We start from the raw sequence: 18956 nt of genomic DNA, 5'->3' as shown, positions 1-18956 counted from the left end.
TGCGCGATGCAGTCACTTCACCCGCGCTCCCGGTTCGGCCCCCGATCACTGGCCTGCTGGCTGACCACGGCGATGATGATCGCCGGGTGCTCCATGCCCGGCGCGGATCCGTACGGTTCGGCCGTCGACCAGAACGACCTCGTCACCACCACCACGCCGGGTGCCGCGGACATCGACACGCTCACCTGGAACCTGCCCTACGAACCGCTGTCGCTCGACGCCATGCACTCGTTCAACTACGCCGAGAACACCGTCATCGCGAACATGTGCGAATCGTTGCTCCGACTCACACCGGACCTCGAGATCCGGCCGGGGCTGGCAGTTCGGGTGGACAAGCCCGACGATCTCACCCAGATCTACACGCTGAGAAGCGATGTCACGTTCTGGGACGGCACACCCATGACGGCGCAGGACGTCGCCTACAGCCTCAATCGCCAGCTCGACCCCGACAACGCGTCGTACTTCGTCGGCTACTACGGCCACGTGAAGTCGATACAGGCCACCGGTCCACACCAGGTGACGGTCCGCTTCACCCAACCCGACGCACTGTTCGAGAAGGCGATGGCCACCGCCGCCGGGGCGGTGTCCCAGCAGGCGTTCACCGAACGAGCCGGCGAGGGTTTCGGCACACCTCAGACCGGTGTGATGTGTACCGGTCCCTTCGCATTCGACACCTGGACACCCGGCCGCGATCTGCGCCTCACCCGCAACGACGCCTACTGGGATCCCGCCATGAAGCCCCGCGCCCACCACATCGATTTCAGCTTCATCGCCGACGAGTCGACGGCGGTGAACGCCCTGCGCAGCGGCGAGGTCGACGGGCAGTTCTTCTACCTGCCACCCGCCGGGTTGATCCAGTTGCAGAAGGACAACAACCTGACGCTGAACTTCGGCAAATCGTTGGTGTACTTCGCGCTCGTCACCGCCAATGCCAACGGCCCACTCGGTGATGTCCGTGTGCGACAGGCGCTTTCGGCGATCATCGACCGCAAAGCCATCGCCGGTGTCGTCATGCAGGGGGCGGGGCTACCCGCACCGACGCTAGCGGGGCCAGACTACTGGGGTTATCAGAAGGACGCCCTCGGGGCGGCCTTCGCCGAATTCGGCACGGATCCCGACATCGAACGCGCCAAGGCCCTGCTCGAGCAGGTCGGCAACGTCGGCCCGATCACGATAGGCGTCCAGGGCAGTTCCGCTGTGCACGAGCAGACCGCCAACGTCATCCAGGCGGCCGGCCGCAAGCTCGGGCTCGACATCCGGACGAAGGTCATCCCCGTCGAACAATTCGGCAACCTGTACAGCGATCCGACGGCCCGGGAGGGTCTCGACGCGTTCTTCACCACCTGGTACGGGAATCTGCCGGATCCACTCGAGGCCTACTCGATGTTCGTGCACGACGGGACGAACAATTTCGGCGCCTACGACGTGGTCAGCGACCAGGTGAACCAGGCGATCGGCACGCTCGATCCGGCCGAGCGCGCCAAGCGAGTCATCGCGATACAGCAGAAGGTGACCGAAGACGTGCCATGGACGCCGCTGGTGTACCTGCCCACCATTCTCGTGCAGAACTCGCGCATCTCGGGCGCCACCGCCTCGATCGCCTATCTCTACTACCCGTGGGCGGCCAGCGTCGGCGGAACGGAGGTGTCCTCCAAATGAACCTCGCCACATACGTTCTCAAACGGCTGGGCGGCCTCGTCCTGGTGCTGTTCGTCACGTCGTTCCTGGTGTTCTCACTGCTGTACCTGGCGCCGGGCAGCCCACTGCCGTTCATCCTCGGCCCGCGGGGCGGCACTCCAGAACAGGTCGCCGCCGTCACGGCGAAGTACCATCTCGACGATCCGTTCTACCTGCGGTACATCAGCTGGCTCGGCGACGTGCTGCACGGTGACTTCGGCCAGTCGATCGTGTACCGGCAGAACGTCTCCGACATGATCGACGGACGGATCGGCACCACAGCGATGCTGGTCGCCATCTCGGCGGTCATCATCGCCGTCGCAGGTATCGGCTTCGGCACCGTCGCGGCGCTGAAGGGCGGACGGACCGGCGGCCTCATCACGACGCTGGCGTCCATCGCGCTGTCGACGCCGGTGTTCGTCATCGGTGTCGCACTCATCAGCCTGTTCGCGGTGGCGCTCAACTGGTTTCCGGTGTTCGGCAGCGGATCCGGCGGGATCGACACGCTGCACCACCTGGTGCTGCCCGCGATCGCCCTGAGCCTCGGCAGCATCGGGTATCTGACCCGTATCACGCGCGCGTCGGTGGACGAGGAGCGCGGCCGCGAGCACGTGCAGACAGCGCTCGTCAGGGCCCTACCCGGTTCGGTGATCATCCGCAGGCACATCCTGCGAAACGCGCTGATACCCATCACCACCGTGCTGGGTCTCACAGTGGCGTCGTTGATCGCCGGGGCTGTCGTCGTCGAGAACGTCTTCGCCATCGACGGACTGGGCTCGCTGCTGGTGAAAGCGATTCTGCAGCGCGACTTCGCCGTGGTGCAGGCCGTCGTCCTCGTGCTCGTCTTCGGATTCGTCATCGTCAACGCGGTCGTCGACGTGCTGTACACCGTCATCGACCCGCGCATCGCCCTGGGGAGGAAATCGTGAGCCAAGCGGTATCGATTGCACCCGTGGTACGTGCGGCGCCGCTGTCACATCCGCTGCGTCGCATCACCACGCTGACCGATCGGCTCGGGGTCCTCGGCACCACCGCCGCCATCACGCTCATCGTCATCGTTCTGGCCGCGATCCTCGCGCCGGTCATCGCGCCGTTCGATCCCAACGAGCCCGACCTGCTCAACGTCTTGAGCAATCCGACGACGACACACTGGTTCGGCACCGATGCGCTGGGGCGAGACATCTTCTCGCGCCTTCTGTTCGGCACCAGATACACCTTGGCCGGCCCGGGGTTGGTGATCCTGCTGTCCACGGTGGTCGGCTCGATGCTCGCGCTCACCGCGGCCTGGTGGGGCGGCCGGGTCGACACCGCGATCTCCTGGGTGCTCGACGTGCTGTTCGCCGTCCCGGGCATCGTGTTCGCACTCATCGCCGTCGCGTTGTTCGGGCCGAGTTTCGGCACGGTGGTTGCCGGTTTGACCATCGCCTACATCCCGTACGTGGCCCGGGTGGTGCGCGGTGCAGCACTGCGTGAGCGCAACCTGCCGTACGTGTCCGCGGCCTGGCTGCAGGGCCAGCGCAGTCTGTCGATCACGACGTGGCAGATGCTGCCCAACCTGATGCCGCTGATCGTGGCGCAGGCGGTGTCGTCGCTGGGCTTCGCCGTCATCGACTTAGCGGCAGTGTCGTTCCTGGGCTTGGGTGTTCAGCCGCCGACCGCTGATCTGGGCCTCATGGTCAAGAGCGGCTTCGACAGCGTGCTGCGAGGCTTCTTCACCGAATCCCAGTCCGCGGGCACGCTCATCGTGCTGATCGTCCTGTGCGTCACCGTCATCGGCGACCGACTCACCGCATCAGCAAGGAGTGGTCAGTGAACAAGACTCTGCTCACCATCCGCGACCTGACCGTCGACGCACCGTCGAAGGCGGGCACCAAGCGCCTCCTCAACGGCGTCACCCTCATCGTCGGAGCGGGGGAAGCCGTGGCCCTCGTCGGCGAATCCGGCTCGGGCAAGTCGCTCACCACCCGCAGTGTGATGCGGCTGCTACCCGGGCACTTCGTCGTCGGCGGGACCATCGAATTCGACGGCGCCGACGTGCTCGCGATGAAACATGCTGAGCTGCAGCGCTTCCGGGGTCGCGACGTCGGAATGATCTTCCAGGACCCGAGGGCCCACATCAACCCGGTACACCGTGTCGACGACTTCCTCACCGAGGCGCTGCGGACCACCCGCGGTGTGTCACGGTCCGAAGCCGAGGACCGCGCCGTCACGCTGCTCGCAGAGGTGGGTGTCCGCAACCCGGCCAGCGGATGCGCCAGTACCCCCACCAGCTGTCCGGGGGACTGTTGCAGCGCGTACTCATCGCGTCGGTACTGCTCGCCGAACCCACTCTGCTGCTGGCCGACGAGCCGACCACCGCCCTCGATGTGACCGCGCAGTCCGATGTCATGGCCATCATCGGCGAGCAACGCGAACAGCGCGGGTTGGCGCTGTTGTTCATCACCCACGACCTCGAGTTGGCCGCCGCGTGCTGTGACCGGCTCGCCGTGATGTACGCGGGCGAGATCGTCGAGCAGGGAACTGACGTCTACGACGATCCGCAACACCCCTACACCAGGGAGCTGCTCTCGGCGCGGCCCAGCATCGACCATCGAGTCGACAGACTGCCTGTGCTGCAGTACAACCGGGCACGCCACGATGAATTGAAAGCGGTCTGACATGACGAACACACCGGTGCTCTCGGTCAGAAACCTCTGCAAGCGGTATCCGTCGCCGGTACGGGGCGGAGCGCCTGTCCTTGCCGTCGACGACGTCAGCTTCGACGTGGCCGACGGCGAATGCCTGGCGATCGTCGGCGAATCAGGTTCTGGGAAGACCACTGTGGCCAAGACGATCGTGGGGCTGGAGTCGCCGACCTCGGGCACGATCGCCGTCAACGGCGAGACGCGCGGTCGTGCGCCCAGCCGACAGCGCCAGCGGGCACGGTGGGCCGCCGAGGTGCAGTACGTGTTCCAGGATCCGTACTCGTCGCTCAATCCCCGGCAGCGCATCGTGGACGTGATCGCGACGTCGGTCGGTATTCACCAGGGTGACCTCGACAAGGTGCGCCGCACCGCGGCGGCACGCACGCTGCTCGAGGACGTCGGACTGGGCGACGAGTTCGCGTCGCGCCTACCGTGGGAGTTGTCCGGCGGTCAGCGTCAGCGGGTGGCGATCGCGCGGGCACTTGCCGCCAACCCTCGGCTGGTCATTCTGGACGAAGCCGTCGCGGCCTTGGACGTTTCGATCCAGGCCCAGATTCTCAACCTGCTCAAGGACATCCGGGCGCAACGCCCCGTGAGCTACCTGTTCATCACCCACGACCTCGCAGTGGTGAACCAGGTCGCCGATCGCGTCGTGGTGATGGAGCAGGGCACGGTGGTGGAACAGGGCACGACCGCCCGGGTGTTGACGCAGCCCGCACACGCATACACCCGCGCGCTCGTCGCCGCGGTCCCGCGTGCCGGATGGCGACCTCAGCGGCGCGCTCAGTTGGCGGCGGGCTGAGATCACCACCCGACGTCTCAGGCGGCGACCTTCCTGCGCTCCCGGATCGCGGTGCGCAACCCACGCTTCGGCGTCCCCGGGGTGGCGTCGACGCGGCCGAACCGCCGCTCCGACGCCGTCTCCGGGGCATCGTCGCTGGGAGCCTTCAGGTACTTGTCCGGCAGCGCGAGCTTGAGGATGGTCCAGAACGACTGCCAGTACTGCCGCAGCAGCGGGCCGGTCGTGTAGGGCAGGTCGTACTTCTCGCAGATCTCCCGGATGCGCACGCTCATCTCGGCATACCGGTTGCTCGGAAGGTCGGGGAACAGGTGGTGTTCGATCTGGTAGCAGAGGTTACCGCTCATGAACGCCATGATCGGACCTGCGTGGAAGTTGGCCGATCCCAACATCTGTCGCAGATACCATTCGCCGCGCGTCTCGTTCTCGAACTCCTCGACGGTGAACTTCTCGGCGCCGTCGGGGAAGTGACCGCAGAAGATCACCATGTAGGACCAGTAGTTGCGGATGAAGTTTGCCACCGCGTTGCACTTGAGCGTGTGCTTCCAGTTGGTTCCGGTCAGCGCGGGGAAGATGATGTAGTCCTTGCCCACCTGCTTGACGATCTTGCGGCCCATCACGCGCATGTCCTTGCGCGCCTCGGCCCAGGTCTTCTCCTTCTTGCGGATCTTGTCCACCTCGATGTGGTGGGCGGCCACCCCCCACTCGAAGAACGTGCCGAGCAGAAGGTTGTAGATCGGGTTGCCGATCATCCACCGCTCCCACGGTTCGTCGCGCGTCACCCGCATGATGCCGTAGCCGACGTCGCTGTCCAGGCCGACCACGTTGGTGTACTTGTGGTGCACGAAGTTGTGCGAGTACTTCCACTGCGACGACGGGCAGGTGGTGTCCCACTCCCACTCGGTGGAGTGGATCTCGGGATCGTTCATCCAGTCCCACTGACCGTGAATGACGTTGTGCCCCAACTCCATGTTCTCGATGATCTTCGCCGAGGCGAGCATCGCGGTGCCGCCGATCCGAGCGATGCGGCTGCTGCTCGCGAAGAGCGCGATCCGCCCGCCGGCGGCCAGCGCGCGCTGTAGCTGGATGCTGCGCCGGATGTAGCGTGCGTCGCGCTCACCCCGCGACTCTTCGATGTCGGCGCGGAGCTGGTCGAGCTCGGCGGCGAGATTCTCCACGTCCTGCTCGGTGAGGTGTGCGTAGGCCTTGATGTCGGTGATTGCCATGGGGAGTCTCCTCAGATCTTGATGGTGCAGTCACCGGAGGCGGTGGACACACATGTCTGGATACGGTCGCCCGCACCGTGTTCCTGCCCGGAACGGATGTCCCGGACGTGCCCCTCTTCGAGCGGGAGCACACAGGTCTGGCAGATACCCATCCGGCAGCCGAACGGCATCTGAATGCCGGCGTCCTCGCCGGCCTGCAAAATGGTTGTCGCACCATCGATCTCAGCGGATTTGTCCGAGATCCCGAAGTGCACGGTGCCGCCTTCGCCGCCCTTGTCGGTGGCTGCGATCGTGAACCGCTCCATGTTGAGCTGGTCGGCCAGACCGTGTTCCTCCCACACCTCCTCCGCCGCGTCGAGCATCGCCGAGGGGCCGCACACCCATGCGGAGCGCTTCTGCCAGTCCGACACGAGCTTGTCGAGCTCGGTGAGCTCGACCTTGCCGTCCTCCTGGGTGAGTTGCAGATGGAGTTTGTACCCGCGCTGCCGGCTTTCCAGCTCGCGCAGCTCGTCGTGAAAGATGACCGACTCGGCCGAGGGCGCCGAGTGGATGTGGACGATGTCGGGTTCCTGACCGCGGGCGTTCAGCGAGCGCAGCATCGCCATGATCGGGGTGATGCCGCTGCCCGCGGTGATGAACAGCAGGTGCTCCGGCGGCGGATTCGGCAGCGTGAACTCGCCCTGCGGCGCGGCGAGCCTGATGATCGTGCCGGGCTCCACCCCACCGACGAGGTGCGTGGACAGGAACCCCTCCGGCGTGGCCTTGACGGTGATCGAGATCTCACCCTCGGTCTGTTCGGGGACCGAGGTCAGCGAGTACGACCGCCAGTGCCAGCGACCGTCGACCCGCAGACCGATGCCGACGTACTGGCCCGGCTGGTAGTCACGGGTGAAGCCCCATCCCGGCCGGATGACCACAGTGGCCGAGTCGTCGGTCTCGGAGCGAACCTCGACGATCTCACCGCGCAGCTCACGCGCCGACCAGAGCGGATTGAGCAAAGACAGATAGTCGTCGGGAAGCAACGGCGTGGTGGCACGGGCCGCTAGCCCGCGCACCATGTTCACCCACCCCCCGCTCGGCGCCTCGACGTCACGAGCCGGCGCTTTGGACCACCGCGCCACCGTCTTGACCAAACCGGCCATGGATCACCCCTGTTGCGCTCCGCAGGTAACGGTGTGACTGTAGTCACACCGTTGAGGACGCCCCTGGGGTATCCCTACTCGCCGGTAACGAAACATTTGTTCACCGTTGAAAATGAACGTTGTGGGAACCGCCTTGACCTGCGGTAACAACCCTCGATGTGGCACCTCCGGAGATGTGGCGCGACGTGTCACATCGGCGCAGACCGCCGATTCGGATTCGACCCTCGGCACGTCGGCCCTGTGAGACTCGGCCGCGCATCGTGGCGCAGCTCAGCCCACCCGGCGACAGCTCTCCCGACCGGGCATCCGTTAGCTGGTGCCCAACGGGTCGATCGTCCACGCGATGTAGAGCATCGCTGCGCTGACCGCCGCGGTGGTCGCGACATCCACGGTGCGGCTGCGCACGGCGAGCAACCCCACCCGGTCCTCGGGCAGGGTCAGCCGCAGCGCCGAGGCCACTCCCACGGAGATCGCGATCACCAGCGCGCCGCGGCGCCAGTACCCCGCCGCCACCAGTACGAACGCGGCCAGCAGGGACAGTCCCACGACCAGGATCGGCCACTGCCCGGTGAACAGCCTGCGCGTTGACCTCACGACGCGGCGGCAGCCTCGGCGCGCTCGACGACATTGGTGAGCAGGAAGGCCCGGGTGAGCGGACCGACACCGCCGGGATTGGGCGACACGTGCCCGGCCACGTCCCAGACATCGGGGTGGACGTCGCCGACGAGCTTGCCGGCGTCGTCGCGGCTGACACCGACGTCGACGACCGCCGCTCCGGGCCGCACCATCTCCGCGGTCACCATGTGCGGCACGCCCGCGGCGGCGACGATGACGTCGGCTTCCCGGGCGATCTGGGGCAGGTGGCGGGTCGCGGTGTGGCACAGCGTCACCGTCGCGTTCTCCGAGCGACGGGTGAGCAGCAGGCCGAGTGGACGACCGACCGTGACGCCGCGGCCGACCACCACGACGTGTGCCCCGGCGATCTCGACCTCATAGCGCCGCAGCAGATGCACGATCCCCCGCGGCGTGCACGGCAGCGGGGCGGGCTCGTTGAGCACGAGCTTGCCGAGGTTCATCGGGTGCAGGCCGTCGGCGTCCTTATCGGGGTCGATGCGCTCCAACGCGGCGTTCTCGTTGAGGTGGCGCGGCAGCGGGAGCTGCACGATGTACCCGGTGCATTCGGGGTTGGCGTTGAGCTCGTCGAGCGTGGCCATCAGATCGGCCTGGCTGATGTCGGCGGGTAGGTCGCGCCGGATCGAGGTGATGCCGACCTTCGCGCAGTCGGCGTGCTTGCCCCGCACGTAGGCCTGCGACCCGGGATCGTCGCCGACCAGGACGGTGCCCAGTCCCGGAGTGTGACCGGCCTCGACGAGGCGCGCCGTGCGCGCCGTGAGGTCGACGAAGATCTCGTCGCGCGTGGCCTTACCGTCCAAAGTGATCGCACCCACGGCGATCATTGTGACAGGCTCTCTGACATGACAACTGTCCGCGATGTGTTCACTCCGGCCACGCTGGGTCCCATCACGTTGCGCAACCGGGTGATCAAAGCGGCGACGTTCGAGGCCGCGACCCCGAACGCTCTGGTCACCGAAGACCTCATCACCTACCACCGGCTGCCCGCCGCCGGCGGCGTCGGGATGACCACCGTCGCCTATCTCGCCGTCGCCCCCGGCGGACGCACCGAGGGCAACCAGATCTACTGGCGACCCGAGGCGATGGCTGGTCTGCGACAGCTCACCGACGCGGTGCACGCCGAGGGCGCCAAGATCAGCGCGCAGATCGGCCACGCCGGCCCCGTCGCCAACTCCAAGTCCAACCGGAGCGCGGCCTACGCCCCGGTGCGCTTCTTCAATCCGCTGTCGATGCGCTTCGCCAAGCGGGCCACCCGCGACGACATCACCGACATCACCGAGGCGCACGCCCAGGCGGCCCGGATGGCCATCGACGCCGGCTTCGACGCTGTCGAGGTGCACCTCGGCCACAACTACTTCGCCAGCTCGTTCCTGTCCCCGCTGATCAACCGGCGCGACGACGAGTTCGGCGGCTCGCTGGCCAACCGGGCGAAGGTGGCGCGCGGCATGGTGCTCGCCGTCCGCCGGGCCGTCGAGAAAGCCGGCACGCCCATCGCGGTGACCGCCAAGCTGAACATGAGCGACGGAGTTCGGGGCGGCATCTCGACCGAGGAGGCGCTGCAGACCGCGAAGTGGCTCGAGTCCGACGGTGGCCTGGATGCCATCGAGCTCACCGCGGGCAGCTCATTGGTCAATCCGATGTACCTGTTCCGCGGCGACGCGCCCGTCAAGCAGTTCGCGGGTGCGTTCAAACCACCGTTGCGCTGGGGAATCCGGATGACGGGCAACAAGTTCTTCCGCGAGTATCCCTACCGCGAGGCCTATCTGCTGCGCGATGCCCGGCTGTTCCGCGCGGAGCTGTCGATGCCGCTGATCCTGCTGGGCGGCATCACCAATCGCGAGACCATGGACCTCGCGATGGCCGAGGGCTTCGACTTCGTCGCGATGGGACGGGCCCTGCTCGCCGAACCGGACCTGATCGACCGCATCGCCGCCGACGGGCATTCGGTGCAGTCGATGTGCACGCACTGCAACCAGTGCATGGCGACGATCTACAGCCACACGCACTGCGTGGTGACGGGATCGCCGTCACCGGTCAGCTCGGGTCGATGAGCGCTCGCGCGCAGTCGGTGACGATCGCATCAGCGGCGGCGGGGATCGTCTGACGCGCCCGTAGGTGGCGTCGCACGATCGCGTACGGCACGTCGATCACGGCCGCGCTGACCCGGGCGGCATCGCCGTCGATTTCCCCGAGCGTCTTATTCAGTCTGCGCTGCAAGCGTTTCCGGCGGCCGGCGAGATTCTCGGGCCAGTCGCCGAGCCCCAGCTGGCCGGGGCCCGTCAGCAGTACCTGGGCCTCGGTCGGATGTGCGCGGCACCAGGCGAGCACGCAGAGTGCGCCGGCGACGCAGCGTTGCGCCGGATCACCGTCACTGTCACTGTCGAGCGCAGACAGCAGCGCCTCCTGCAGACGTTCCTGGGTGCGCACCCACAGCTCTCCGCACAGCGCCGCCCGGGTCGGGAACCTGTGGTAGACCGAGCCACTCGGCGCACCGGTGGCACGCGCGACCGCCGACATGGTCACCGCGCCCGGGCCGTCTGAGGCCAACAGGGCCGCCGCTGCGTCGAGGAGGACGTCGACGGTGTATCGGGCGGGCCGCGGCATTGCTCCACCCTAAAGTAGAGGATTGCCTCTAAAATGCCGTCGCGCACGGGGTCGAACCTGGGAGTTCTGCCAGGAAGACAGTGAACACACGCTATTCCCGGTATTCCCAGGACATTTCACGCCACACAGGGCGGGCGTGTCGCACCACGCCGGGCAACGGTATGCACACGCCAACGTAACGGCCCGGCCACAGATCGCCCACATCTCTCCCGCAGAGTCACGTTAGAGTCACGTGAATCCTCGACACTGCCGGCCTACCGATACAGTTGGGCGCGATGTCTGATGTCGCCGCGGGAGCGGCTCTGTGACCCGAGCAGCACCCCCAGCACTGACCGTGCGCTACGACGGGTCCACACGTACCTTCGCGGCCGGTAACGACGTGGTCGTCGGCCGAGATCTGCGCGCCGACGTCCGGATCGCCCATCCGCTGATCTCCCGCGCGCATCTGGTGCTGCGTTTCGACCAGGGCCGCTGGCTCGCGATCGACAACGGGTCACTGAACGGGATGTTCGTCAACAGCCGGCGGGTGCCTGTCGTCGACATCACCGACGGCACCCAGCTCCACATCGGCAATCCCGACGGACCGCTGCTGACGTTCGAGGTGGGCAGGCACCAGGGGTCGGCCGGCACGCCGCCGCCCACCACCGCGGTCCCCGTGGCGAGCCGCCCGAGCGGACAGTGGCCGAGCCAACCGGTCACCCACCCCGGCCCGCCCACCCGGACGCCCGGTCCGCGGACCGGCTATCCCCCGCCACCGCCGCCGTCGCGACCCCTGCAGCAGCAACCGATCTCGTCGCCGGCGATGGAGTCGGTCACCCAGATGGGGCCCGCCGCCGCACCCCGGTCCGGTGGTGACAACAACCTCGCCACCAGCATGCTGAAGATCCTGCGGCCCGGCCGTGCGCCCGAGGTGCCGCCCGGTTCGGTGAAGATCGGCCGCGCCAGCGACAACGACATCGTCATCCCCGACGTGCTGGCGTCGCGCCACCACGCCACCCTGGTCACCACGCCGGGTGGCACCGAGATCCGCGACAACCGCAGCATCAACGGCACGTTCGTCAACGGCTCGCGCGTCGAGACGCAGGTTCTCGCAGACGGCGACACCGTCACGATCGGCAACGTCGACCTGGTCTTCCGCGACGGCACGCTGGTCCGGCGGACCGAAACGGCCGCCGCCACCGCCACCGGCGGCCTGGACGTCCACGGCGTCACGTGGACGATCGAGAACAACAAGACACTGCTCGACAACATCTCGATCTCCGCACGGCCCGGCACGCTGACCGCGGTCATCGGCCCGTCAGGCGCCGGCAAGTCGACCTTCGCCCGGCTGGTGGCCGGCTACACCCACCCGACGACGGGACAGGTGTCGTTCGAGGGCCACGACGTCCACGCCGAGTACGCCTCGCTGCGCTCCCGGATCGGGATGGTGCCGCAGGACGACGTGGTCCACGGCCAGCTGACCGTGCGCCAGGCCCTGATGTACGCCGCGGAGCTGCGACTGCCGCCGGACACCACGAAGGCCGACCGGGAACAGGTCGTCAACGAGGTGCTCGAGGAACTCGAGATGACCAAGCACCTCGACACCCGCGTCGACAAGCTCTCCGGCGGCCAGCGCAAACGTGCCTCGGTCGCGCTCGAACTGCTGACCGGCCCGTCGCTGCTGATCCTCGACGAACCCACCTCGGGCCTGGACCCCGCGCTGGACCGGCAGGTCATGACGATGCTGCGTCAGCTCGCCGACGCCGGTCGCGTCGTACTGGTGGTCACGCACTCGCTGACCTACCTCGACGTCTGCGATCAGGTGCTGCTGCTGGCGCCGGGCGGCAAGACGGCGTTCTACGGGCCGCCGAACCAGATCGGCGCCTCGATGGGGACCACCAACTGGGCCGACATCTTCTCCGCCGTCGCCGGTGATCCCGATGCGGCGGCGCAGCGCTACCTGGACCAGCACGGCCCGCCGCCGCCGCAGCCGCCGGCACTGACACCGTCGGAGCTCGGCAATCCCACGCGCACGAGTTTGCGCAGGCAGCTGTCCACGATCGCACGTCGGCAGATCCGGCTCGTGGTGTCCGATCGCGGGTACTTCGCGTTCCTGATGCTGCTGCCGTTCATCATGGGCGTGCTGTCCCTGTCGGTGCCCGGCGACGTCGGATTCGGTGTGCCCAAAACGGCGCTCGAGGGTGGTGAGGCCCCCAACGAACCCGGCCAGATCCTGGTGATGCTCAACGTCGGCGCGATCTTCATGGGCACCGCGCTGACCATTCGCGCGCTGATCGGCGAGCGGGCCATCTTCCGGCGCGAACAGGCCGTCGGGCTCTCGACTTCGGCGTATCTGCTGGCCAAGATGGTGGTGTTCACCGCGTTCGCGGTGGTGCAGTCCGCGATCGTGACCGCGATCGCGATCATCGGCAAGGGCTGGGGGCCCGGCGCCGTGGACGCCGGCAACGTGATCGGCAACCGCAGCCTCGAACTGTTCGTCGACATCGCGCTCACCACTGTTGCCGCGGCGATGGTAGGCCTGGCCCTGTCGGCGCTGGCGCGCTCGGCCGAGCAGATCATGCCGCTGCTGGTGGTCGCGATCATGAGCCAGCTGGTGTTCTCCGGCGGCATGATCCCGGTGACTGACCGGCTCGTGCTCGACCAGATGTCGTGGGCGACGCCGGCCCGCTGGGGCTTCGCCGCGTCGGCGTCGACAATCGACCTGATCCGTCTGGTGCCGGGGCCGCTGACCCCGCAGGACGACCACTGGAAACACACCTCGGGTGCGTGGCTGTTCGACGTGGGCATGCTCGTCGCGATCAGCGTGGTGTACGTCGCGTTCGTGAGGTGGAAGATCCGCCTGAAAGCCGCGTGACGACGAGCGTGCGAGGAGTCGCGCCATCAGACACCGCGTGACGACCAAACCTCTGCGCGGAGGGCCCTTGCGAACGCAATAGACTCGGTCCCCGGGGTTCTGCAGGGGGGATGTATCACGTGGGTGACAACGATGCGGCGGTCCGCGCCGTCGCGCTGGATGCGGCACTGATGGAGTTGCAGCAGTGGGGTGTGGACCGGTTCAGCATCGAGGGTGTCGCGCACCGATGCGATCTCGACCCCGACTTGATCCGTCGGTCGTGGTCGAGCTCCCAGGATCTGATGGTCGACGCGCTCCTGAGCTCGACCTCGGTCACGATCGGCACACCGGACACCGGCAGCCTCGCCGGGGATCTGCGTGAGCTCGCGGAATCGGTGGGCGCCTATCTCAACGATGCCGTCGGCCGCCGCATCGTCCGGATGCTCGTCATCGACAGCAAGTCGCACACCGTCGACGACGAGACCCGGCGGCTTCTTTGGCGCAGGCACCTCGAGATGATGGAGACGATCGTCGAGCGCGCGACCGCCCGCGGCGAGGTCCGCACCGAGGTCCGGCCCATCACCGTGCTGCAGTTGCTCGTGTCGCCGCTGCAGACCTGCGCGCTGTACACGAGCGGGGCTGTGGCCCCCGACTACTGCCACACGATCGCCGATCTGGTGACGCGCGCGATCGAAAACTGATCAGCCGCCGTGGATGTCGAGTCCGTGCGCGGCTGCGAAGGCCAGCGCCTGCTCGAGGTCGATCTTGGCGCCGCGCAGCATGGCCGTCGTCCAGAACGTCGGATCCGCGCGCGCCCCGCGCAGATCCGCGTCGTCGAGGCGAGCGCCCTGCACCCGCGCCCCGGTCAGATCGACACGGGCCAGCACCGCTTTGCGTAGATCAGCACCGACGAGACTCGCCTCACGGAGGCGGCAGTCCGACAGATCGACGGTGCGGAGGTCAGCCCCACCGAGCACCGCGAGCGTGAAGTCGCATTCGACCAGCGTCACGGGCCGGATCCGGCATTCGAGAAACGTCGATCCGAGAAAGCTGCAGTGACGAAAAGTACTGTGCCACAGCGAAGTACGCCGGAAAGTGCAGTTCCGGAACGCGGAGCCCACGTGCTCGGACTCCGACAGGTCGACTCCTGAGAAGTCGCAGCCGTCGAACACGACGCGCTCCGTGCGCCATCGGCTGAGGTCGTCGTCGCGAAAATCCTCGTCGACGAATTCGTGGTCGGTCCGATCGTCCATCGCAGTCAGCCGGCAGGCGCCAACCGGCTCAGCGCGTACTCGGTGACCGCGATCAGCGCCGACTTCGTCGACTCCCGGCTGCGGGCGTCCACGGTGATCAGGGGCACATGTTCGGGCAGCGCCAACGCGGTCCGCACCGCGGACGACGGGTGGCGCGGCGCCCCGTCGAATTCGTTGACCGCCACCAGGAACGGCAGGTCGCGAGCTTCGAAGTAGTCGACCGCGGCGAAGCTGTCGTCCAGTCGGCGGACGTCGACCAGGATGATCGCCCCGATCGCACCGCGGATCAGGTCGTCCCACATGAACCAGAACCGGCGCTGCCCCGGGGTGCCGAACAGGTACAGCACCAGGTCGTCGCTGAGACTGATGCGACCGAAATCCATCGCGACCGTCGTCGTGGTCTTGTCGGGCAATCCGGCGAGTTCGTCGACGCCCAGTGAGGCGTCGGTGAGCAGCGCCTCGGTGCGCAACGGCACGATCTCCGACACCGCGCCGACGAAGGTGGTCTTGCCGGCACCGAACCCGCCGGACACGACGATCTTCGTCGAGGCGGTCCTCGAGTGCCCGGCCCTAGAGTGACCTGAGCCCACGCAGCGTCCTTCCGATCAGATCCCGTCGCTCGTCGACCGTCGCCGTCGTCGCCAGGGTGTCGTGCACGGTCACATAACCCTGCACCACCAGATCCCCCACGACGACCCGCGCCACGCCGAGAGGGAGGCGCAGATGCGCGGCGATCTCGGCGACCGACGGACGACCGGCGCACACCGACATGATCTGAGCCCGCACGTCGGCGCTCGGCCAGTCGTAGGAGGGCGGCGGCGTGGCGGGACCCACCGGGGCTTCCCACGGCAGGTCGACCCGCGCGTCGGTACGGCCCGCGGTCAGCGTGTACGGGCGGACGAGGCGGGGCCCCGGATCGTCGGTCATCGGTCGGTCACAGCTCGACGCCTCACGAACGCAACGGGTCCCGGCGCGGCGAGGCGACCGCGGCACCCACTCGCTCGACGAGGATCGCCATCTCGTAGCCGATCTGGCCGATGTCGCTGCCTCGCGCGGCCAGTGCGGCGAGGTTGGAGCCGTCACCCACCCGCATAAGGAGCAGATAGCCGTTCTCCATCTCGACGACCGACTGCAGCACGTATCCGCCGTCGAACAACTGCGCGGCGCCGGCCGAAAGGCTCGCCAACCCGGAGGCGACGGCGGCCATCTGATCAGCCCGTTCGGCAGGCATGTGCTCGCTGGCCGCGGTGAGCAGTCCGTCGGCCGAGACGAGGATCGCGTGCGACACCCCCGGCGTGTCCCGGGCGAATCGCGCCACCAGCCAGTCGAGCGTGTCAGCCACCTGCGTCCTCTCGTTCGTCGCGGGCATGCCGGCGTCCGGCGGCGACCCCGCCGAAGTGGCTGGCGATGCCGTTGCGGACCGCCTCGGGATCGCGGGCCACATCGCGGGCCACGCCGCCGCCGTCCGCGGGGTCGGTCTGCTGGGCGGCGCCGGGAACCAGCCGCGCGCCGGGACGTCGGATGGGCAGCCCCTCGGCGGTGCGCTCCTGCACTGGCGCGGACTGGGCGGCGGCCGCGGCCGACCAGCCGTGGTCCCAGACGGTCTGCCAGTTCAGGTCGGTGCTGTGGGTCAGCTCGTGCGGGTCGACGAGCCATTCGGAGAGCATCGTCTGATAGATCGCGTCGTCGTCGGAGTCGTCCCTGGCGTGCCGCGCACGAGTGTGGCCGTTCTGCGGAGGGGTCACAGCGACGGGTGTGGGCGCTGGTGGTGGTGGTGGTGGCGCGGGTGCTGGTTCGGGTATCGGTGCCGGTGCCGGTACCGGTTGGGGTGCCGGTGGGGCCGCTGCCAACAGTTCGGCCGGTACGTAGACCCCGGCGGTGGTCCCCGACGACGGCCGTCCGGCGACGGTACTGCGCAACCGCACGACCAGACCGTGCTGGGCGGCGAGGCGGCCCGCCACGAACAACCCCATGTGTCGCGCGGTGTATGGGTTGACCTCACCGCCTGACTGCAGCCGGGTGTTGGCGACCCGCAGATCGGACTCACTCATCCCGAGGCCCGCGTCTGCGACCTCGAGCACGAGGCCGCCGTTTCCGGTGTGCGCCGCCGAGACACGCACCGCGGACGTCGGCGGCGAGTACCGCAGCGCGTTGTCGAGCAGTTCGGCGAGCAGATGCACGAGGTCACCGGCCACCGCACCGGACACCGCGGTGTCGGGCAGCCCGTCGGCGTCGACCCGGTGATAGTCCTCGACCTCAGACGCTGCGGCGTGGGCCACGGCGACGACAGCGACAGGCTCGGCGTTCTGGCGCGGGATGCGGGCGCCGGCCAGCACCATCAGGTTGGCCCCGTTGCGGCGCATCCGTGCTGCGAGGTGATCGAGGCGGAAGAGGCTCTGCAGTCGGCCGGCGTCCTCTTCGTCGCTCTCCAGCTGGTCGATCAGGGCCAGCTGCTGATCCACCAGCGTGCGGTTGCGCCGGGACAGCGTCTCGAACATGTCGGTCACCTGCATCTGCAGCCGCGCCTGCTCGGCCGCCAGCAGAACCGCCTGTTCGTGTAGCTCGTCGACGGCATGCGAGACCTGGCCGATCTCTTCGGACGTCGGCACCGCCAGCGGCGCGATGGTCGGCGTCTTGCCGTCGGTGCGTGCCTGCTCGACCTCTCGCGCCAGATCCTCGTGCGCCACCCGCAACGCACTGTCGCGCAGGGTCCGCAGCGGCCGCACCAGGCTGCGCGCCACCAGCGTGACGAGCAGGAGCGCGATGAGGATCGCCGCGCCGACGATCGCGGCGTCGCGCAGGGCTGCGGTCCGGGCGGCGGCGGCCTGATCCGAGACGGTCGCGGGGATGCTGCGGGACGTATCGGTGATGATGCTGTCGGCGATGCCGCGGGTGACGCGCTGCGACGCGAGCAGGTCGGGATTGCCCACCAGTGCCACGCCGGGGTCCGACAGCAGCGACATCCGCTTGACCATTTCCGAACGCAGTGCCGCCGCGGCGTCGGTGGAACCGCCGAGATAGGCGCCCATCGCGGCGACGGTCGACGGTTCGGTTCCGGCCAGCGTGATCATCGACGAGCGCAATTCGGGCTCAGGCAAATCTGCGCCACGGTCAACGAGCATCTGCTGCATCGTCATCTGGCCGCGTGCACCGATCGCGCGGGCGAGTGCCTCGCCCGCCTCCCGTACCGTCTCGTCGTCTCCGGCCACCAGACCGGTGATCGCGGTCTCGGCGGTGATCAGCAGCGGGGCGTACGTCTTCACCCGGCCGCGCAGATCGTTGCCCCCCGACGTCGACTTCGCGACGAGATCCCGCCCGAAGTCGAGCAAGGTGTTGGTAGCCAGGCGGACCGCGTCGTCGACGTCGGTTGCGGCTAACTGCCGCTGGAGATCGGCGGCCTGCGACTCGAATGCGGTGACGCTGGCGGGCACGTCGCCGCCGTCCGTCGCGCTCACCAGCACCGCTTCCACGGAAGCCAGGTACTGCCCCACCGCCGGCACCATGTCGGCCCGGGCGGCCGCGACCCTCAGATTCTGTGCGGACGAGTTTGCGGCGTGGATGCGCAACCCACCGAACGCGCCGGCCAACAGCAGCGGCACGACCACGATGGCCACGACCTTGACGCGGACAGGCCAGTTGGACAGCGCCCACCGAGGCGGCCGCTTGATCGGGGATCGAGCGTGGTTCATGAAGCATCCTGGCTGGTGGCGCCCGCGTCGGGGAGCGTGAAGCGCCTGGTGAATGCGCTGAGTATGCCAGCCCGATCATCGGGTCGCCAGAGTTAGACGCACACGTGCAGAACCAGCAAAGGAGATTGCACCGAGTGCGTTGTGGGCGTTGCGATTTCGTTTCAGACCCGTTGCGTGTCAGAGGGTGAAGTGCCGCTGATCTGCAGGCACAATCGGTGGTGACCCCTTTGGAGGAGTGCAATGACCCACAATGGCGTGGAGATGGCTCTGCTTGCCGATGCGTCCGAAATCGGTGACTCACCCCTGATGCGAGCGATGAGCAGCGAGATGGTCGACATCGACACTCTCGAGGGCCTGATCTCGATCGCGAGCTACGAGACCTGCCTGGACTGACACCCGTTTACCCTGCCAAGGGT

At 67.8% G+C, this 18956-nt stretch carries 20 protein-coding genes; 10 read left to right on the top strand and 10 right to left on the bottom strand.

The window, feature by feature from the left end:
- Positions 1–6 precede the first annotated feature (6 nt).
- From PGN37_RS22410 to PGN37_RS22385, 6 genes are read left to right on the top strand one after another with little or no spacing between them, the layout of a single operon-like run.
- Positions 7–1659, top strand: a complete 1653-nt coding sequence (locus tag PGN37_RS22410) for an ABC transporter substrate-binding protein (protein WP_335333190.1) — start codon at positions 7–9, stop codon at positions 1657–1659.
- Positions 1656–2606 (top strand): ABC transporter permease, encoded by a 951-nt coding sequence (locus PGN37_RS22405; RefSeq protein WP_335333189.1) that lies wholly within the window; start codon positions 1656–1658, stop codon positions 2604–2606. The genes PGN37_RS22410 and PGN37_RS22405 overlap by 4 nt, the downstream gene beginning before the upstream one ends.
- Positions 2603–3490 (top strand): ABC transporter permease, encoded by an 888-nt coding sequence (locus PGN37_RS22400; RefSeq protein ID WP_335333188.1) that lies wholly within the window; start codon positions 2603–2605, stop codon positions 3488–3490. The genes PGN37_RS22405 and PGN37_RS22400 overlap by 4 nt, the downstream gene beginning before the upstream one ends.
- Positions 3487–4047: an ATP-binding cassette domain-containing protein gene (locus tag PGN37_RS22395; RefSeq protein ID WP_335333187.1), complete on the top strand. Its 561-nt coding sequence runs from the start codon at positions 3487–3489 to the stop codon at positions 4045–4047. The genes PGN37_RS22400 and PGN37_RS22395 overlap by 4 nt, the downstream gene beginning before the upstream one ends.
- Complete coding sequence (locus PGN37_RS22390; RefSeq protein ID WP_442932993.1) at positions 3963–4334, top strand: hypothetical protein; 372 nt, start codon at positions 3963–3965, stop codon at positions 4332–4334. Before PGN37_RS22395 ends, PGN37_RS22390 begins: the two co-directional genes overlap by 85 nt.
- 1 nt (position 4335) lies before the next feature.
- The gene (locus PGN37_RS22385; RefSeq protein WP_335333185.1) at positions 4336–5163 is read left to right on the top strand and encodes an ABC transporter ATP-binding protein; all 828 of its coding nucleotides are present in this window, start codon (positions 4336–4338) and stop codon (positions 5161–5163) included.
- Positions 5164–5180: 17 nt separating this feature from the next.
- Here the strand turns inward: PGN37_RS22385 and PGN37_RS22380 are convergent, their stop codons facing one another.
- The 4 genes from PGN37_RS22380 to PGN37_RS22365 form a co-directional block, all read right to left on the bottom strand.
- Entirely contained in the window at positions 5181–6386 is a 1206-nt protein-coding gene (locus PGN37_RS22380) for a fatty acid desaturase family protein (RefSeq protein ID WP_335333184.1), read from the bottom strand.
- Positions 6387–6397: 11 nt separating this feature from the next.
- Positions 6398–7528, bottom strand: a complete 1131-nt coding sequence (locus tag PGN37_RS22375; protein ID WP_335333183.1) for a ferredoxin reductase — start codon at positions 7526–7528, stop codon at positions 6398–6400.
- A gap of 309 nt (positions 7529–7837) precedes the next feature.
- Positions 7838–8122: a DUF3017 domain-containing protein gene (locus tag PGN37_RS22370; RefSeq protein ID WP_335333182.1), complete on the bottom strand. Its 285-nt coding sequence runs from the start codon at positions 8120–8122 to the stop codon at positions 7838–7840.
- Positions 8119–8976 (bottom strand): bifunctional methylenetetrahydrofolate dehydrogenase/methenyltetrahydrofolate cyclohydrolase, encoded by an 858-nt coding sequence (locus PGN37_RS22365; RefSeq protein WP_335333181.1) that lies wholly within the window; start codon positions 8974–8976, stop codon positions 8119–8121. Before PGN37_RS22365 ends, PGN37_RS22370 begins: the two co-directional genes overlap by 4 nt.
- A gap of 27 nt (positions 8977–9003) precedes the next feature.
- Between PGN37_RS22365 and PGN37_RS22360 the strand changes: the two genes are divergently transcribed.
- Positions 9004–10212 (top strand): NADH:flavin oxidoreductase, encoded by a 1209-nt coding sequence (locus tag PGN37_RS22360; protein ID WP_335333180.1) that lies wholly within the window; start codon positions 9004–9006, stop codon positions 10210–10212.
- On the opposite strand, the gene PGN37_RS22355 is transcribed toward PGN37_RS22360, so the two are convergent.
- Positions 10196–10765 (bottom strand): TetR/AcrR family transcriptional regulator, encoded by a 570-nt coding sequence (locus PGN37_RS22355; RefSeq protein WP_335333179.1) that lies wholly within the window; start codon positions 10763–10765, stop codon positions 10196–10198. The two genes, PGN37_RS22360 and PGN37_RS22355, sit on opposite strands and share 17 nt — an antisense overlap.
- Before the next feature lie 304 nt (positions 10766–11069).
- Here PGN37_RS22355 and PGN37_RS22350 point away from each other — a divergent pair, with 304 nt between their 5' ends.
- A complete protein-coding gene (locus PGN37_RS22350) occupies positions 11070–13619 on the top strand; it encodes an FHA domain-containing protein (RefSeq protein WP_335333178.1) in 2550 nt (849 codons plus the stop codon).
- Between the two features lie 119 nt (positions 13620–13738).
- A complete protein-coding gene (locus PGN37_RS22345) occupies positions 13739–14299 on the top strand; it encodes a TetR-like C-terminal domain-containing protein (protein ID WP_335333177.1) in 561 nt (186 codons plus the stop codon).
- On the opposite strand, the gene PGN37_RS22340 is transcribed toward PGN37_RS22345, so the two are convergent.
- From PGN37_RS22340 to PGN37_RS22320, 5 genes are read right to left on the bottom strand one after another with little or no spacing between them, the layout of a single operon-like run.
- The gene (locus PGN37_RS22340) at positions 14300–14851 is read right to left on the bottom strand and encodes a pentapeptide repeat-containing protein (RefSeq protein WP_335333176.1); all 552 of its coding nucleotides are present in this window, start codon (positions 14849–14851) and stop codon (positions 14300–14302) included.
- Between the two features lie 5 nt (positions 14852–14856).
- The gene (locus PGN37_RS22335; protein ID WP_335333175.1) at positions 14857–15441 is read right to left on the bottom strand and encodes a GTP-binding protein; all 585 of its coding nucleotides are present in this window, start codon (positions 15439–15441) and stop codon (positions 14857–14859) included.
- Positions 15422–15778, bottom strand: a complete 357-nt coding sequence (locus PGN37_RS22330; RefSeq protein WP_335333174.1) for a DUF742 domain-containing protein — start codon at positions 15776–15778, stop codon at positions 15422–15424. Before PGN37_RS22330 ends, PGN37_RS22335 begins: the two co-directional genes overlap by 20 nt.
- 22 nt (positions 15779–15800) lie before the next feature.
- Complete coding sequence (locus PGN37_RS22325; protein ID WP_442932992.1) at positions 15801–16193, bottom strand: roadblock/LC7 domain-containing protein; 393 nt, start codon at positions 16191–16193, stop codon at positions 15801–15803.
- Positions 16186–18540: a HAMP domain-containing sensor histidine kinase gene (locus tag PGN37_RS22320; RefSeq protein WP_335333172.1), complete on the bottom strand. Its 2355-nt coding sequence runs from the start codon at positions 18538–18540 to the stop codon at positions 16186–16188. The genes PGN37_RS22325 and PGN37_RS22320 overlap by 8 nt, the downstream gene beginning before the upstream one ends.
- Positions 18541–18780: 240 nt before the next feature.
- Between PGN37_RS22320 and PGN37_RS22315 the strand changes: the two genes are divergently transcribed.
- Positions 18781–18933, top strand: a complete 153-nt coding sequence (locus tag PGN37_RS22315) for a hypothetical protein (protein WP_185976216.1) — start codon at positions 18781–18783, stop codon at positions 18931–18933.
- Positions 18934–18956 lie beyond the last annotated feature (23 nt).

This window comes from Mycobacterium kyogaense (assembly GCF_036946525.1).
In the GTDB taxonomy this organism is placed as follows: Bacteria; Actinomycetota; Actinomycetes; order Mycobacteriales; family Mycobacteriaceae; genus Mycobacterium; species Mycobacterium kyogaense_A.
Note: the sequence above shows the minus strand (reverse complement) of the source record. Positions and strands in the feature narration are given on the sequence as shown.